A 16,203-nucleotide genomic window follows, 5' to 3' on the forward strand; every position below is an offset into this window, starting at 1 on the left:
GTGTTGGTCACGGATATCGTGTTCGGCGCTTGGACCTGTGGGAGCGGTCGGCTACTGTCCTGTGCCGTTTTGATGTGTTATAGAACAAAAAAAGGGACTGATTTATTTCCATAAAATAAATCAGTCCCCTTTGTTATCTTTTGTTATCGGATTATGGCTCCAGATCAGTCTCATGCCAATATTTCTACAGCCGGTTACAAGGCCGCACACCCAGGAAGAGTACGCTGCAATGACGTCTGGTTCCCGATTGAGGTTGAAGGCACAACGGGGAATAGCAGTCGGTATATTCACATCGGTCATTTATCAGAAGGCTGCGTGACCTTTTACGAATTACTGAAGTGGAATGATATTTACGACTACTTAATTGATAAGCGCATGAAAGAAGGTAAAGGGAAATACATTGGCAAACTTATCGTGGAGAAATAAATGAACAGATTAATCTCCTTACTTTTTTTGATAAGTTTATCAATGCTTGCCAGCTGCGCGATGGCTAAGCCTCGATGCGATGACTTTCTGGCAAAACTAAGCGACAAGCCTGATTTTGTAGAGTACGTGGAATGCACTCAAAACAATGATGAACAAGGAAAGCCTCTCATTGCTCGGTACCGCGTAAAAGGCTCAGACGCCCTTGAGGCGGAAAAATACATGAACCAGACTTTCAACCTTCCGATGCTCCGGTTTATCTGCTGCGGCTGGGACTCAACATTTTATTCTTATCGCGATAAAAAAACACAGCGATGGTATCTGCTCGGCATGGGCTCCGAGGAGACGCCGGTGAACAAACGTAATTCGTGGTCAGAAATAAAATTCTTCAACATCACTGTATCAATCAATACCGAAGAGATCTGAGCACACTTAGTAAACGGACAGCACAGATGCTCACCTCAGGTGATGTGTCGGTGGGTACATGTTGACGGTTCCTTATGTATGAACACTCGGGAGATCTAAGGCTACGAAAGCAAGTTCGGCCGATCGGCTGTACCCCAGTCAGCAATTGGCATTCGATAAACACCAACGTTTAAAAAGACATCTCCAGACACTCTCTCAGGCTACACACCCTTGCGCCTTTGCCTACAGCTACGCCAGAATCCGCCGGCTTGTGCGCTTTGTACCTGGTCTTTATCGTCTACGTGTCGCTGGCAACCCAGCGACCGGGTTTAGCGACCTGACTAGGTATAAGTACAACGACGCTCCAGTTTGTCGCAGACGTTTGCGATGACGATATGGTGGCTGTGCGTGGGAGACCTTCGGGTCTGCCGGGTCTTATACCTCTCGGTTCGCTAACCCGCGTACAGCTGCCACCCTTACTTGTTTAGCGACAGGTGTTGGTGGTTCCACCAGGTATAAATATGGAGCTTCACCATGATCAAACCAACACCCAACCCGCCCGAAACCGCCTCGGTTTCCCCCTACGAATCCATCGATTCCAAAAAACTCCACGAAGCCGCCGACCGCGCGCTCGACCATTACCTCTGTCCACCCGGCTCCACGCCGCCTCCACGTAAAAAACGTGGGATGTATGCAGTGACGGCGGACAACAAAAACGAAGAACTGCTGATCGATGCCAGTGAAACGCTCGCTTCGGCCAAAACCATCGCCCAGAACGTCTCCAGCCTGTTGCCGGCATCGCAGCGCCATGCGCTGGCGGGGATTGCGCAGTTGATCATGCTCGGGGAGTTGGCGGTGAATCGGGCGTTGGATAATTTGCAATTGCCGGAGTGATGCGGGTGTCGGGATCACTTGGTGATTGATCGGGTGTTCATTCTGGCGCTTTCGCGAGCAAGCTCGCTCCCACAGGGTTTTATGCTGATGGCAGATGTTGTGTACGACGCTGACATCTGTGGGAGCAGTTGATTATTACCATGCCGTCTTCGTGTGGTTATTGAGTCGCTTCAGGACATTCGCGGGTCCATCGCGTCACCGTCATGTCATTGAATTGCTCTCCGATGGTATCGACGCGTAGGCAAGTTCCTTTCTTCGCGTAGTACAAGATGCAACGCGTGCTATCAAGCGAGCAGGCATCCAGTTCGAAGAACTTGCGTGCAGCCAACTCCTTCTCCACGCCACTGTATTCATAGCCATCGGTGGTATGCATCCGCGTCGGCTTCCAGCCTTGTTTGACTAGCTTGGCCCTGGCCGCCACTAAACGCTCACCAACGACGATGCCTGCTGGCCCGTGCTTTTCGCGTGACGCCTGTGAGCCACCGGCAAACGCTGCGCTGATACCCATACAATAAACTGCGACAAGTACGAGGGTTGAGGCCTTCATAGGACAGTGCCTCCGCAGATTTGTAGGTCGATAAAAAGTCCGGATACTCGGCGTAAGGTTGCGGAGGATAGCGATTCTTCTTGCCTGGACCTTCGGGAAGCGCTGCCCACTTTGTTGTCGATTTCTGGTTTCAATCCTTTTCAGGGCATTTGAAGTTCCAGGAATAAACTTTCATGTCTTTGACTTCTTCGCCGACAGTTCCTACACCTAAACAATCTCCGTTCTTGATGTAGTTGAAGCTGCAGAACCGGACGCCCTCCGTGCAAGACTCGATTTCATTGAAGCCTTTTCTTTGGATGGCGTTTTCAACCCCGAACTCACCTGAGTAGGACGGATTCGGCTTCCAGCCATTTTTGATCAAAGCTTTTCGGGCTTTCGAAAATGGCATTCGCTCTTTGATAGGAACGTCTGCTGCGCTTGAAAATAAACTGACGCAACATAAAAGGCTGATGGCTAATATTTTTAGTTTCATTTAACAGTTCCGCCAAAAATCTACCGTCCATGTACATTTGCGTCGCACAGAATGCCTGAGTCAAAAGTTGCGCTCAACATTTGTTACATTCCTTTGATTGACTGTTGGTGAGTGGCTTCTGTCGAGTCGCTCGCAATGCCTTTACGCCCCGACTGGGTTTACGTTTTGTGCGCGGGAAAAATTGCCGGTAATGGGGCAGATTTGTTTAAGTGGTGGGGTACCGCAATAAGGCCTCGATAAACACTAGCGTTTAAAAAGACATCTCCAAACACTCTCCCAGGCTACACATCCTTGCGCCATTGCCTACAGCTACGCCAGAATCCGCCGGCTTGTGCGCTTTGGGGGCGGATTCTATTGTGGTCCGGTCGCTGACGAATCAGCGATCGGGTTTGGTAGCCCGGCTTAGACTTGGCGCAGAGCGTCACCCGATACAGGCCTTTTGGGGCTGTGTATTTATGGTGGTCATGCGCAGGGCGTCTTCGGGCGCGCCGGTTCTCCAAGTCACCGGTCTACCAACCTTCGTATGGCCACCACCCCTTCGTTTGGTAGCGAAAGATGATGGCTCCTTTTCTATGATTTGGAGATTCACTCATGATCAAACCAACACCCAACCCGCCCGAAACCGCCTCGGTTTCCCCCTACGAATCCATCGATTCCAGAAAACTCCACGAAGCCGCCGACCGCGCGCTCGACCATTACCTCTGTCCGCCCGGTTCCACGCCGCCCCCACGTAAAAACCGTGGGATGTACGCCGTGACGGCGGACAACAAAACCGAAGAACTGCTGGTCGATGCCAGTGCAACACTCGCTTCGGCCAAAACCATCGCCCAGAACGTCTCCAGCCTGTTGCCGGCATCGCAGCGCCATGCGCTGGCGGGGATTGCGCAGTTGATCATGCTCGGGGAGCTGGCGGTGAATCGGGCGCTGGATAATTTGCAGTTGCCGGAGTGATGCGGGTGCCGGGGGCACTTGGTGATTGATCAGGTGTGAACTCTGGCGCTTTCGCGAGCAGGCTCGCTCCCACCTTTGAGTGTGTTCCAAGGTGGGAGTGTGCTGGCTCTCCAGCCGCGAGTGTCGGGTCGCTTTCTTTGCGTCAATCGACTGCCAGGTTGTCTCGAGCCCACTGTTCAGCCGTAGTGACCTGAATCGACTGCTGTTCGTTGAACGTACCCGCTTTTGGCCACGACACGCCTCTGCCTTGGGCAAATACGGCGCGGTATTTTTTGATGTGGTGAGTGGGGTCTTTTTCCAGTTCCTGCATCAGGTACGGAACCGTCCAGACGTTACGCTTGAACGGACGCCCCAGCACACGTTCAAGCAGGCTCGCCACTTGTCCATAGGTCACCGTGTCGCCAGACAGGTACACGATCTCATTGCGAAAGCGCGGTTCGAAGAAAACGATGTCCGCTGACAGCTTACCGATGTCCTCGGGTGTCGTGAGCGTCACGCTGGTTTCCAGGCTGCCCAAGGCGTTGACGGTGTGGTTCTCAAAGTCGACGACTTCGAATACCGGCTCGAACAGAAAACTGGTGAACATGCCGGTCGAGATGATCACCCATTCGGTTTTATCTTGTGCACGAAGCAACTCGCGCACGTCGAGTTGCGCATCGAACAAGTCCTGCGGGCTGCCCCGGCCAATCACTTCGAAATCGACGCCAAACTGCCAAGGGAAGTAGCGCTTCACGCCGGACTTGAGCGCTGCGGTCGCCAGTTTCATCGGCGTTTCACGGCCCGCGACCATGCCTGCGCAGCCTATGACGGTGTCGAATGCTGCGAACACTTCGGCCAGTTGATCGATGGAGTCGTTAACCAAGTCTGCAGCGACCAGTTGGATGCCCAGACTGCGCAGTTCATCGACTTCCAGTTTTTTCTCGGGGGCTTGCGTGTTGATGGTCGAATCCCTGAGCAGGACGCTGATGGTGCTGCCGGTCGAGCGCTCGGCTACCCGCGCAAGATTGCGCAGCACCGGCAGGCCGAGTTCGCCGGCGCCGAGTACGAGAATGGATTGTGGGGAAGGGTGGGTCGCTGCGGTCATGATGTCTCCTGAGATCCGTCGTCTGTATGATTTGGCGATGCTGGCACGATTGCGCAGCGCTCAGAAGAAGGCACACGCGTGATACCAGGGGGACACATGACCGATGAGGAAACCCTTAGCCAGGCAGAAGCGATCTGCCAGACGCTAAGACGAGACGATGATGGCGTGCGGCGCGAAGTCCTGGCTCACGCCGGTAGCCGCTGGTCACTGGGTATCCTGCATGCCCTGGGTGTGTACGGCACGATGCGTCATGCCGAGATCAAACGGCAAATGACGGGCGTGACTCAGCGCATGTTGACCAAGACGCTGCGGGCGCTGGAACGCGATGGTCTGCTGATACGGCGGGAGTTGGATCAAGTGCCGCCCCATGTCGAGTACGAGCTGACGGCGTTGGGTATGGAGCTGTTGGTTCGTATGTCGCCGATTTGGACTTGGGTTGTGGAGCACGTCGATGATTTTCGCGAGGCGCGTCGGGTGTTTGATGGTCAGAGTGGGAAAAAGCCTGCTTGGCAGGTTCCGGTGGTGGGGCTGGTTGATTTGGATGGGGCTGATTGATTGGTTGCTTTGGTTCAGGCCATTGCGCAGAACGTGGCGAATCTGTTGCCGGGTTTGGGGGCTTGCGAGCAGAAACGGCCCTCACCCCAGCCCTCTCCCGGAGGGAGAGGGGGCCGACCGAGGTGTCTTGTGGGGTACGTCGACCTGGAAGATTTTGGTGATTATGGTTTTGGTGAAGTGCCTTAGCGGTTATGGCTTTGGTGATTCTGGAGGCTGCGTGAGTAGAAGCGGCCCTCACCCCAGCCCTCTCCCGGAGGGAGAGGGGGCCGACCGAGGTGTCTTGTGGGGTACGTCGACCTGTAAGATTTTGGCGATTATGGTTTTGGTGAAGGGCCTTGGGGATTATGGCTTTGGTGATTCTGGGGGTTGCGATTAGAAGCGGCCCTCACCCCAGCCCTCTCCCGGAGGGAGAGGGGGCCGACCGAGGTGTCTTGCGGGGTACGTCGACCTGAAAGATTTTGGCGATTATGGTTTTGGTTAAGGGTCTTCGATTTGGCTTTGTGAGCTTGGCGAATTTGGATTCAATGAAAGACGTTCAAGTCGGTGTAGCTCTCGAATATTCCCGAATCGGTTCCCTCTACCTCTGGGCGGTCCGACGTTTCGGGAGGGCTAGGGTGAGGGGCTTTCCGTTCGGGACAACAAGGTCTCAAGCCTGGCCAACGGCGGAGCATCCTGGTTGCGGTCGAATACCTGAATACCAATCTTGAGTAAGCGGCCGTTTTCGGCTGCGCTAATCACCTGCTCACACCGCAGCAACAACCGCCCCTGATCACATTCCTGCGCTTTCATACCCATCGGCAACTTGCCTTCCAGCCGCAACTCCGCCATCCGACTCTGCGCCGCAATCATCGCCACCGACCGATCCCGCAAAAGCCCACTGCTCTGCGTCATCAACCCCGCCACCCGCACAGCCGCCGACATCGCCACGGCAATAATCGCCAGCGCTACCAGCACCTCAATCAACGTGAAACCCGTTTCCCGCGGACGCGCACGCATACATGGCCCAAAACCCAAACCCAGCCCTCGACGCTAACCCGCGTCCTTGACGGCTTGACGACGAAAACACCCGAGGATTTTCAACATCACTGACATATCTTCTTGCAACACTGCGCGTCGAATCGAATCAAGCCAGGGTATGTCGAGATGGATATCGCACCTTTCAAATCGCTTCAGCAACCGATGCGCACGCCGCGTGGGCAGCAGGGTTTTACCCTGATCGAGATCATGGTGGTCGTGGTGATTCTGGGGATTTTGGCGGCGATGGTGGTGCCCAAGGTGCTTGACCGGCCGGATCAGGCGCGGGCGACGGCGGCGAAGCAGGATATTGGTGGGTTGATGCAGGCGTTGAAGTTGTATCGCCTCGATCACGGCACTTACCCGAGCATGAATCAGGGGCTGAAGGTGTTGGTGGAGCGGCCGGCGGATGCGAAGAACAGTAATTGGCGCTCGTACCTGGAGCGCTTGCCGAACGATCCGTGGGGGCGTCCTTATCAATACCTCAACCCCGGCGCCAATGGCGAGATCGACATCTTTTCCCTCGGTGCCGACGGTCAGCCTGACGGCGACGGTGTGAATGCCGATATCGGTTCCTGGCAGTTGTAAGGCCGGCCATGAACAGCCGCTCGCCTGAGGGGGCGAAGCAACAGGGCATGGCGATTATCAGCGCGTTGTTGATTGCGGCCGTGGTGGCGGTGATTGCGGCGGGCATGTTGACGCGCCAGAGCGTGTCGACCCGTGCGCTGGAGGCGGATCAGCAGCGTGTGCAGGGGCGCTGGGTGGTGCTGGGCGGGTTGGAGATCAGCCGTCAATTGTTGTGGGACGCACGTCAGCGCGACCCGTTGACCCGGCTCGATCAGCCGTGGGCGCAGCGTCTCTCCGCGCAAGGTTTTGAAGGACGACTGGAGGATGAGCAGGGCAAGTTCAACCTGCGCAATCTGGTGGCTAATGAGCGGGTGGATGAGGCACAGGTGGCGGCGTTTCAGCGTTTGTGCGAGTTGATCGGGGTCAGTGCCGGGTTGAGTCAGCGCATCAGTCAGCGGGTGATTGCTTCTTACCCGAGGCTGCTGAATGCGCAGATGGCCGAGGCGCCGAAAAGTGGTTTCGACAGTGGTCGCGCGACCTCGCCCAACGCTTCACACAAACCGCAGAAGCCGACGTTGCCGATGCTGCGCAGCATCGATGATTTGCGCAGTGTCGACGGTGTGAATGAGGCGCTGATCGGCAAACTGGCGTCGTACCTGACGGTGATCCCCGCGACCACTTGGCTTAACGGTAACACCGCCACCGCGCCAGTCTTGGCTGCGTATGTGCCGGGGCTGTCGCTGGAGCGTGCCAATGCGCTGATCGCCGAGCGCGATGCCGGGCGCTGGTTTATCAACCGTGGCGATTTCGTTAACCGTTTGCGCATGCCGCAACTGGAGCTGACCAGCGTCAAGGTCGGCATCACCAGTGACTGGTTTCGTCTGCGCGGTGAGGCGCGGCGCGATCAGCGGCGGGTCAGTCTTGAGGCGTTGCTGCATCGCAGCCAGGACCGCTTGCCGCAGGTGATCTGGTCGCGGGTGGGCGTATGAGCCAGTTGAAAGTGGCGTTGCCGCCGTTGGCGGAGCTGGATCTGCACAGTCAATTGCACTGCGCCTGGCTGGATCGTCAGGGCGTGGTCACGCGGGAAGAACGCCTCAGTCTGAGCCAGTTGAGTCAGCAGGCGAAACTGCCGCCGCTGGTGTGTTTTCTGCACCCGGCTGACAGCCTGTTGGCGAGTCTCGATTTACCGCCGTTGCCTGCGAACAAGATTTTCGCGGCGGTGCAGTGTGCGGCGCAGGCCTTGATGCTGGGCGACAGCAGCGAGATGCACATTGCGCACAGCGCGCGGGATGAGGCAGGGCAGGTGCAGATCGCCTGGGTGCCTCGGCAGCACTTGTTGCGGTTTGGTCAGTTGCTGAAAAGTGCTGGGCTGAACCTGCGCGGACTCTACCCGGCGCCGTACTGTTTGCCGGTGCTGCCAGGTACCGTCGCGTGCGTGCAGGACGGGCATTTATTGTTGCGCGACAGTGTGCAGGCGGCGCGGGTGCAGCCGTTGTTCGATGACGGCCTCGACGGTGTCGTGTGGGAGCCGGGCATCACTTTGCATTGGATCGGTGAGCAACCGCCGCCGGGCGCTGAGCTGCCGATGGCGGATGCGCAGCGCTGGACCGGGCCGCTACCGGGTTGGGGACTGCATGGCGCGGTCCAGCAGCAAAAAACCGAGCATCGCGGTTGGGGCCGAGCCATTGGCTTGTCGGCGTTGGCGGTGGCCGTTTGGGTGATTGGTTTGAACCTGTATGCCGCTCGCGAGGCCGGGCAGGGCCAGCAACTGAAAACCCAGATGAACCTGCGGGTAAAGCAGGCCTTTCCCGAGTTGCCGGTGATCCTCAACCCGTTGCAACAGGCCCGTCAGCAACTGGCGGCGCGGCAGAAGGGCGCGGCGGATGATCCGGCGCAGACGTTCAATCGTCTGGTGTTGCAGGCCGGCAGCGGCATGCCGTCGATGGCTGGCAGTGTCGAACGGCTGACATTTGTCGACGGCGTCTTGCAACTGAGTCTGCTGAGTGAAGCCCGTCGCGGCGGCAATGATCAGGAGTGGCAAAGCACCTTGGCCCAGGCCGGCATCAGCGTTACGGCAGATGATGAAGGTTGGACCTTGCGTCCGGCCACTGAATCCAGCCCAAGCGACAGCGATGACAGCGGCGGAGCAGAAGAAGATGAATAAGGCCTCGCTCGCGCTGTACCGCGCCAAGTGGCAACGCTTTAACACTCAGGTGCAGGCCCGCTGGCAGCCGTTGGCGTTGCGTGAAAAACGCATGGTTGCCGGCATGGCCATTGCGCTGATCGGACTGCTGCTGTGGGTCGCGTTGATCCAGCCACCGCTGAAGAAAATCGCTTATTGGCAAGCCGAAACGCCAAAACTGCGCGCCCTGACCGAAGCGTTGGAAGTGCTGCTGCGCGAAGTCAGCGTGCGTCCGGACGGGCAAAGCGTGGCGCAGTCGCTGGAGCAGACTCTGCAGGCCAGCGGCCTGGCGGGGCATTACCAATTACAGGAGGCACAGGGCGCCTGGCAGTTGACCTTCGACGCGGCGCCGGCCGATGCCGTGCTCGACTGGCTGTTGAGCAACCCGGCACAACTTTCTCTGCAAGTGGTCGAGGCCCGTTTGCAACGCGCGGACAACCCCTCGACCGAAGTCACCGCCGGCACTTTGTCAGGCACCGTTCGCATGGATCAGGCGCTGGGCGCTAAGGAAGCTTCATGAAGGGGTCAGGATCCAAACCAGCACGTCTGGCGTTGCCGATGCTGCTGATGGCGTTGAGCGCATGCAGCAACACCAGCACCACGCCGCAGAATCAGCCGCCGTTGCTGGTCGACAGTGAACTCGGTCGACCTCTGGCCAACACCCAGCGCAGCGGCGACGCGGTGCTCGACCGCGAGCGCGCGCAGGCGCAAGCGCGACCTGTGCCGAAGCAATTGCACAACATCAGCAAGACTGGGCGCAGTGGTGCGGCGGCGTCGGGCATTGCGTTGCCGAGCAATCCGCTGGGCGATCAACCGGTGACGCTGAATTTTGTCGACGCCGATATTCAAGCGGTGGTGCGCGCGTTGTCGCGTTCGACTGGTCAGCAGTTTCTGGTCGATCCTCGGGTGAAGGGCACGTTGACGCTGGTCTCGGAAGGTCAGGTGCCCGCGCGGCAGGCTTACGACATGTTGCTGGCGGCGCTGCGCATGCAGGGTTTCAGTGTGGTTGATGTCGGTGGTGTGGCGCAGGTAGTGCCGGAGGCGGATGCGAAGTTGCTCGGCGGGCCGATTTACAGCGCTGACAAACCCGCGGGTAACGGCATGCTCACGCGCACGTTTCGCCTGCAATACGAGAACGCGGTGAACCTGATTCCGGTGCTGCGGCCGATCGTTTCGCCGAACAATCCGATCAACGCCTATCCGGGCAATAACACCATCGTCATCACCGACTACGCCGAGAACCTGACCCGCGTTGCGCAGTTGATCGCGAGTATTGATTCGCCGAGTGCGATCGACACGGATGTGGTGCAGATTCAGAACGGCATCGCTGCTGACATTGCGCCGATGGTCGCGGATTTACTCGATGCGCCGGGCAATGATCCGACGCAGAAAATTGCGGTGATTGGTGATCCGCGTTCCAACACCATCATCATTCGCGCTGGCAGCCCAGAGCGTACCGAGCTGGCGCGCAACCTGATCTACAAACTCGATAACGCGCAGAGCAATCCGAGTAATTTGCACGTGGTTTATCTGCGTAACGCACAGGCGGCGAAACTGGCGCAGGCGTTGCGCGGTTTGCTGACGGGCGAGAGTGACAGCGGCACCAGTGACAGTGCGCGTTCGGTGCTTAGTGCGATGGGTGCTAGCACTGGCGGCAATGCTGGGCAGAGCGGCCAGAGCGGTACGCAAAGCAGCGGCACAACATCGACCAGCAATAGCAGCGGCAGTACCGGCGGCAGTTACGCACAAGGCAGTGGCGGCACCAGTAGCAGCGCTAATCAGACGAGCGAGCAGAACGTCGCCTTCAGTGCCGGCGGCGTGACCATTCAGGCTGACGCCACCACAAACACCTTGCTGATTTCTGCGCCGGAGCCGTTGTATCGCAACTTGCGTGAGGTGATTGATCTGCTCGACCAGCGTCGTGCGCAAGTGGTGATTGAAAGCCTGATCGTCGAGGTCGGCGAGGACGATGCCAGTGAGTTTGGAGTGCAGTGGCAGACCGGTAATCTCGGTGGCAATGGCGTGATCGGCGGCGCGAATTTGGGTGGTTCGGGGATAAACACCAACGGCAAGACCAGCATTGACGTACTGCCGCAAGGTTTGAACCTGGGCTACGTCAACGGCACCGTCGACATCCCCGGTATCGGCAAGATTCTCGACCTGAAAGTGCTGGCCCGGGCCTTGAAGAGCAAGGGCGGCACCAATGTGCTGTCGACGCCGAACCTGCTGACCCTCGACAACGAAGCGGCGAGTATTTTCGTCGGCCAGACCATTCCGTTTGTCAGCGGCAGCTATGTGACTGGCGGTGGCGGAACCAGCAATAACCCGTTCCAGACCGTGACCCGAGAAGAGGTCGGTTTGAAGCTCAATGTGCGCCCGCAAATTTCCGAGGGCGGTACGGTGAAGCTCGATATCTATCAGGAAGTCAGCAGCATTGATGAGCGGGCTTCGGCCAGTGCCAATTCTGCGGGGATTGTCACCAACAAACGCGCGATCGATACCAGCATCCTGCTCGATGACGGGCAGATCATGGTGCTTGGTGGGTTGCTACAGGACGGTTACAGCCAGAGCAATGACGCGGTGCCATGGCTGGGCAGCCTGCCGGGGATTGGCGCACTGTTTCGCAACGAGCGCCGGGCGATTACCAAGACCAACCTGATGGTATTCCTGCGTCCGTACATCATCCGCGACAGCGAAGCGGGGCGCAGCATCACCCTGAACCGCTACGACTTTATGCGCCGCGCTCAGGGCGGTTTGCAGCCGGAGCGCAGCTGGGCGATGCCGGACATGCAGGCGCCGCAGTTGCCGACGGCGGCGCAGGGTGTGCCGGCGGTTATGCCCGCCTCAGGGCCTCGCGCGACGATCAAAGCGGTGCCGATCCAATGAGTGCATTGCCTTACGCCTGGGCCAAGGCGCAGCGCATTCTGTTGTGCGATGGCGTGTTGACCGTTTGCCCGTCGACGCCGGGCTGGTCGATCAGCGAGGCGCGGCGTCAGTTTGGCGCGACCACGATTCAGCGGGTGCGCGATGATGAGCTGGATGGCTTGCTTGCCAGCGCTTATGCCGACACGGGTAGTGCGGCAGCCGTGGTCGGGGCGGCGGAGAATGAAGTCGACCTCGACCGCTTGATGCAGGACATGCCGGAAATCACCGACCTGCTCGACACTCAGGACGGCGCGCCGGTGATTCGCATGATCAACGCCTTGCTTACCCAAGCGGCGCGCGACGAGGCCAGCGACATTCATATCGAACCGTTCGAAACCCATTCGGTGGTGCGCTACCGCGTCGACGGTACGCTGCGCGATGTGGTCTCACCGCGCAAGGCTCTGCACGGCGCGCTGGTGTCGCGGATCAAGATCATGGCCCAGCTCGACATCGCCGAAAAACGCCTGCCGCAGGACGGTCGCATCGCCCTGCGGGTGGCCGGTCGACCAATCGATATCCGTGTTTCCACCGTACCGACCGGCCATGGCGAACGGGTGGTGATGCGCTTGCTCGACAAACAGGCTGGGCGCCTGCATCTGGAAACGTTGGGCATGGACGCACAGGTGTTGGCCAAACTTGATCACCTGATCCGCCAGCCCCACGGTATCGTTTTAGTCACCGGGCCAACCGGCAGCGGCAAAACCACCAGCCTTTACGCCGCACTGGCGCGGCTCGACGCGAGTACCAGCAACATCCTCACCGTTGAAGATCCGGTGGAATACGACCTGCCGGGGATCAGCCAGATTCAGGTGAATGCCAAGATTGACATGACCTTCGCGCTGGCATTGCGGGCGATCCTGCGCCAGGACCCGGACATCATCATGATCGGCGAAATCCGCGATCTCGAAACCGCGCAAATCGCCGTGCAGGCGTCGCTGACCGGGCATTTGGTGTTGGCAACCTTGCACACCAACGACGCGGTGTCGGCGGTCAACCGCTTGATCGACATGGGCGTCGAACCGTTTCTGCTGGCGTCTTCAATGCTCGGGGTTTTGGCGCAGCGACTGGTGAGGCGGCTGTGCAATCAATGCAAGGAAGAAGACCCCACTGCGCCCGGCACCTGGCGCCCGGTCGGTTGCCCAGCGTGCAATCAAACCGGCTACAGCGGCCGCACCGGCATCCACGAATTGTTCTGCATCGACGACGATATCCGCACCCTGATTCACCAAGGCGCAGGCGAGCAGGCCCTACGCACATCAGCCGCCAAGGCCGGGATGTTCAGCCTGCGCGAGGACGGTGAACGCTGGATCCGCAGCGGCGCCACTGCGCCTGAAGAAATCCTCCGTGTGACACGGGACGCCTGATGAATCGCTATCGTTTTGAAGCTGCCGATGCGACCGGCAAGATCGAATCCGGGCACCTTGAGGCGGACAGCCAGGCTGCCGCGTTCACAACATTACGCGGGCGCGGTTTGACCGCGTTATCGGTGCACAAGGAAAGCAACGTCGCCCAGCACGGTGGCGGTGGACTGTTCAGCGCCAAACTCTCGGACAACGATCTGGCCTGGGCCACGCGGCAATTGGCGAGCTTGTTGGGCGCGAGTCTGCCGCTTGAAGCTGCGCTGAGTGCCACGGTCGAGCAGGCTGAGAAAAAACACATCGCCCATACGCTCAGCGCCGTACGTGCGGATGTGCGCAGCGGTATGCGTCTGGCGGAATCGTTGGCCGCACGGCCACGGGACTTTCCGGAGATTTATCGCGCGTTGATTGCGGCGGGGGAAGAGTCCGGCGATCTGGCGCAAGTGATGGAACGGCTCGCCGACTACATCGAGGAGCGCAACAACCTGCGTGGCAAGATTCTCACCGCGTTCATCTATCCGGGTGTGGTTGGGCTGGTGTCGATTGGCATCGTGATTTTTCTGCTCAGTTACGTGGTGCCGCAGGTGGTCAGCGCGTTTTCCCAAGCGCGGCAGGATTTGCCGGGGCTGACCCTGGCGATGCTCAATGCCAGCGATTTCATTCGTGCGTGGGGCTGGTTGTGTGCGGCGCTGATTGCCGGGGCGTTCTGGAGCTGGCGTCTGTACCTGCGCAATCCGGCGGCGCGTTTGAGTTGGCATCATCGGGTGCTGAAGTTGCCGTTATTTGGGCGTTTCATCTTGGGCCTGAACACCGCGCGTTTTGCCTCGACCCTGGCGATTCTCGGCGGCGCCGGGGTGCCGTTGTTGCGTGCGCTGGAGGCAGCGCGGCAGACGCTGTCCAACGATTGCTTGAGTTTGAGCGTCACTGAAGCAACGGCCAAGGTGCGCGAGGGTGTGAACCTGGCGGCAGCGTTGCGCGTGGAAAATGTATTCCCACCGGTGCTGATTCATTTGATTGCCAGTGGCGAGAAAACCGGTTCATTGCCACCGATGCTCGAACGCGCAGCGCAAACCCTGTCGCGTGATATCGAGCGGCGGGCGATGGGCATGACCGCGCTGCTGGAGCCGCTGATGATTGTGGTGATGGGCGGGGTGGTGCTGGTGATTGTGATGGCGGTGTTGTTGCCGATCATTGAGATCAACCAGTTGGTCCAGTAGAAGTCTGCTGTTTTGTGGGTGTCTGGTCGGGCCTCATCGCGAGCAGGCTCACTCCTACAGGGGAACGCATTTCAAATGTGGGAGCGAGCCTGCTCGCGAAGAGGCCAGTCCGGGCAACAAATAATCCATATTTTTTTCCAGCACTTCAGCATCACCCGACCCTCAAAAGAACCATCCTCGGGTTCTCCTTTCTGTCATCTGCAACCACCCGCCAACGCCTCCAGCCCGATTCCGCCAAACCCCCGATCCAGACGCTGCACGACACCCGACAAACACCCGAGAAAATCCCTTCGGAAACACCTCGCAGCTCCCGAGGTTTTTTCCTTTATCTGTCACCGGAAACTGCGAATTTCTCAGTGCGACTTAACCAAGGCCAACGCTAGCGAGGGCCCCGGTGAGTCCTCCCAGTGTCATGCAAGTCACCCGAAAACCTGTGTTCCCAAACCTAGTTGAAAAGGAGATTCTTCATGTTCAAGCGCACTCTGATCGCAGCCTCATTGACCGTCGCCGCTCTGGCATCCGCCCAAGCCATGGCCGTAACCGGTGGTGGCGCCTCACTGCCTGCCGCTCTGTACAAAGGTTCTGCCAACAGCATCCTGCCTGCCAACTTCAGCTACGCCGTGACCGGTAGCGGCATCGGCAAAAGTGCTTTCCTCTCCAACACCGCTTCGCAATTCGGCACCACCGGCACTGTACACTTCGCTGCCAGCGATTCGATTCTCAACGCTACGGAACTCAGCAACTACACCGCCAACTTCGGTACTTCCTACGGCCCGCTGATTCAGTTGCCATCGGTTGCCACCTCGGTAGCGATCCCTTACAAAAAGACTGGCAACACCACCCTCAACCTGACCAGCGCGCAACTGTGCGACGCCTTGTCCGGTGCCAAGACCACTTGGGGTGAACTGCTCAACAACGACGCCAAAACCGACCCGACCCTGATCCGCGTGGTCTATCGCACGGCTTCCAGCGGCACCACTGAAATTCTCACTCGTCACCTGAACTCGGTGTGCCCTGGCCAGTTCGCCGTCAACACTACCTTTACCAGCGCTCGTCTGGGTGGCTCTCCGCTGCCGGGCAACTGGGTAGGTGTGGTCAACACGGCTGACGTCGCTACCGCCGTGAACGCTGTAAACGGTTCGATCGGTTATGTCGGTCCGGACGGTGTGAACGCGTCGAGCAACGCCGTAGTGGCGCGCATCAACGGTGTTCAGCCTACCAGCGCCAACGTCAATGCTGCCCTGTCATCGGCTGCTCTGCCAGCCACTCCATCCAACCCGGCGCAGTGGGTACCGGTCGTAGCCAACCCAGGGACCGGCTATGCCATGGCGGCCTACACCAACTTCATCTTCGGCCAGTGCTACAAGGACGCCGCTGTTGCCGCTGACGTGAAGGCCTTCCTGACCCAGCACTACAGCACTCCAGGCAACGCTGTTGCTACCGCTGCCCACGGCTTCATTCCGGTTCCAACCAACTGGAAAAACGCTGTGACCGCCAACTTCATCACCAACTCCTCCGGCAACAACCTGGACATCAACAACGCCAGCGTCTGCAACGGCGTGGGTCGTCCTTTGTAAGTCCTGCTACACGCACAATGAAATGGCAGCAG

Annotated in this window: 17 protein-coding genes; 13 read left to right on the forward strand and 4 right to left on the reverse strand. The window is 58.6% G+C overall.

The window, feature by feature from the left end; translation table 11 throughout:
- Positions 1-153 precede the first annotated feature (153 nt).
- The 3 genes from PspS49_RS12885 (at position 154) to PspS49_RS12895 (ending at position 1,722) form a co-directional block, all read left to right on the forward strand.
- Positions 154-426, forward strand: coding sequence for a hypothetical protein (locus PspS49_RS12885; RefSeq protein WP_178124309.1), 273 nt, complete (start codon positions 154-156; stop codon positions 424-426).
- On the forward strand, positions 427-849 hold the full coding sequence (locus PspS49_RS12890; RefSeq protein ID WP_160039611.1) for a DUF4952 domain-containing protein: 423 nt from the start codon (positions 427-429) through the stop codon (positions 847-849).
- Between the two features lie 513 nt (positions 850-1,362).
- Positions 1,363-1,722 carry a hypothetical protein gene (locus tag PspS49_RS12895; protein WP_160039613.1) on the forward strand — a complete coding sequence of 120 codons (360 nt, stop codon included), beginning with the start codon at positions 1,363-1,365 and terminating at the stop codon, positions 1,720-1,722.
- 157 nt (positions 1,723-1,879) lie between these two features.
- Here the strand turns inward: PspS49_RS12895 and PspS49_RS12900 are convergent, their stop codons facing one another.
- Positions 1,880-2,269, reverse strand: a complete 390-nt coding sequence (locus tag PspS49_RS12900; RefSeq protein ID WP_160039615.1) for a hypothetical protein — start codon at positions 2,267-2,269, stop codon at positions 1,880-1,882.
- A 130-nt stretch (positions 2,270-2,399) separates the two neighbouring features.
- A complete protein-coding gene (locus PspS49_RS12905; RefSeq protein ID WP_238786343.1) occupies positions 2,400-2,741 on the reverse strand; it encodes a hypothetical protein in 342 nt (113 codons plus the stop codon).
- Between the two features lie 591 nt (positions 2,742-3,332).
- Here PspS49_RS12905 and PspS49_RS12910 point away from each other — a divergent pair.
- Positions 3,333-3,692, forward strand: a complete 360-nt coding sequence (locus tag PspS49_RS12910; RefSeq protein ID WP_034155636.1) for a hypothetical protein — start codon at positions 3,333-3,335, stop codon at positions 3,690-3,692.
- Between the two features lie 142 nt (positions 3,693-3,834).
- Here the strand turns inward: PspS49_RS12910 and PspS49_RS12915 are convergent, their stop codons facing one another.
- Positions 3,835-4,776 carry an aromatic alcohol reductase gene (locus PspS49_RS12915; RefSeq protein ID WP_160039617.1) on the reverse strand — a complete coding sequence of 314 codons (942 nt, stop codon included), beginning with the start codon at positions 4,774-4,776 and terminating at the stop codon, positions 3,835-3,837.
- Between the two features lie 96 nt (positions 4,777-4,872).
- Here PspS49_RS12915 and PspS49_RS12920 point away from each other — a divergent pair, with 96 nt between their 5' ends.
- Entirely contained in the window at positions 4,873-5,331 is a 459-nt protein-coding gene (locus PspS49_RS12920; protein WP_093442434.1) for a helix-turn-helix domain-containing protein, read from the forward strand.
- Between the two features lie 609 nt (positions 5,332-5,940).
- Here PspS49_RS12920 and gspI read toward each other — a convergent pair.
- Positions 5,941-6,327 (reverse strand): type II secretion system minor pseudopilin GspI, encoded by a 387-nt coding sequence (gene gspI, locus PspS49_RS12925; protein ID WP_160039620.1) that lies wholly within the window; start codon positions 6,325-6,327, stop codon positions 5,941-5,943.
- A 183-nt stretch (positions 6,328-6,510) separates the two neighbouring features.
- Here gspI and gspG point away from each other — a divergent pair, with 183 nt between their 5' ends.
- The 8 genes from gspG (at position 6,511) to PspS49_RS12965 (ending at position 16,171) form a co-directional block, all read left to right on the forward strand.
- Entirely contained in the window at positions 6,511-6,933 is a 423-nt protein-coding gene (gene gspG, locus PspS49_RS12930) for a type II secretion system major pseudopilin GspG (protein WP_171057322.1), read from the forward strand.
- 8 nt (positions 6,934-6,941) lie between these two features.
- Positions 6,942-7,901, forward strand: coding sequence for a type II secretion system minor pseudopilin GspK (gene gspK, locus PspS49_RS12935; protein ID WP_160039622.1), 960 nt, complete (start codon positions 6,942-6,944; stop codon positions 7,899-7,901).
- Complete coding sequence (gene gspL, locus PspS49_RS12940) at positions 7,898-9,076, forward strand: type II secretion system protein GspL (protein ID WP_160039624.1); 1,179 nt, start codon at positions 7,898-7,900, stop codon at positions 9,074-9,076. Before gspK ends, gspL begins: the two co-directional genes overlap by 4 nt.
- Positions 9,069-9,614 (forward strand): type II secretion system protein GspM, encoded by a 546-nt coding sequence (gene gspM, locus PspS49_RS12945; protein WP_160039626.1) that lies wholly within the window; start codon positions 9,069-9,071, stop codon positions 9,612-9,614. The genes gspL and gspM overlap by 8 nt, the downstream gene beginning before the upstream one ends.
- A complete protein-coding gene (gene gspD, locus PspS49_RS12950; RefSeq protein WP_160039628.1) occupies positions 9,611-11,980 on the forward strand; it encodes a type II secretion system secretin GspD in 2,370 nt (789 codons plus the stop codon). Before gspM ends, gspD begins: the two co-directional genes overlap by 4 nt.
- A complete protein-coding gene (gspE, locus tag PspS49_RS12955) occupies positions 11,977-13,383 on the forward strand; it encodes a type II secretion system ATPase GspE (protein ID WP_160039630.1) in 1,407 nt (468 codons plus the stop codon). The genes gspD and gspE overlap by 4 nt, the downstream gene beginning before the upstream one ends.
- Positions 13,383-14,594, forward strand: a complete 1,212-nt coding sequence (gene gspF, locus PspS49_RS12960; RefSeq protein WP_160039632.1) for a type II secretion system inner membrane protein GspF — start codon at positions 13,383-13,385, stop codon at positions 14,592-14,594. The genes gspE and gspF overlap by 1 nt, the downstream gene beginning before the upstream one ends.
- Positions 14,595-15,061: 467 nt before the next feature.
- Positions 15,062-16,171, forward strand: coding sequence for a substrate-binding domain-containing protein (locus PspS49_RS12965; RefSeq protein WP_095049840.1), 1,110 nt, complete (start codon positions 15,062-15,064; stop codon positions 16,169-16,171).
- The last annotated feature ends 32 nt before the right edge of the window (positions 16,172-16,203 follow it).

This window comes from Pseudomonas sp. S49 (genome assembly GCF_009866785.1).
In the GTDB taxonomy this organism is placed as follows: Bacteria; Pseudomonadota; Gammaproteobacteria; order Pseudomonadales; family Pseudomonadaceae; genus Aquipseudomonas.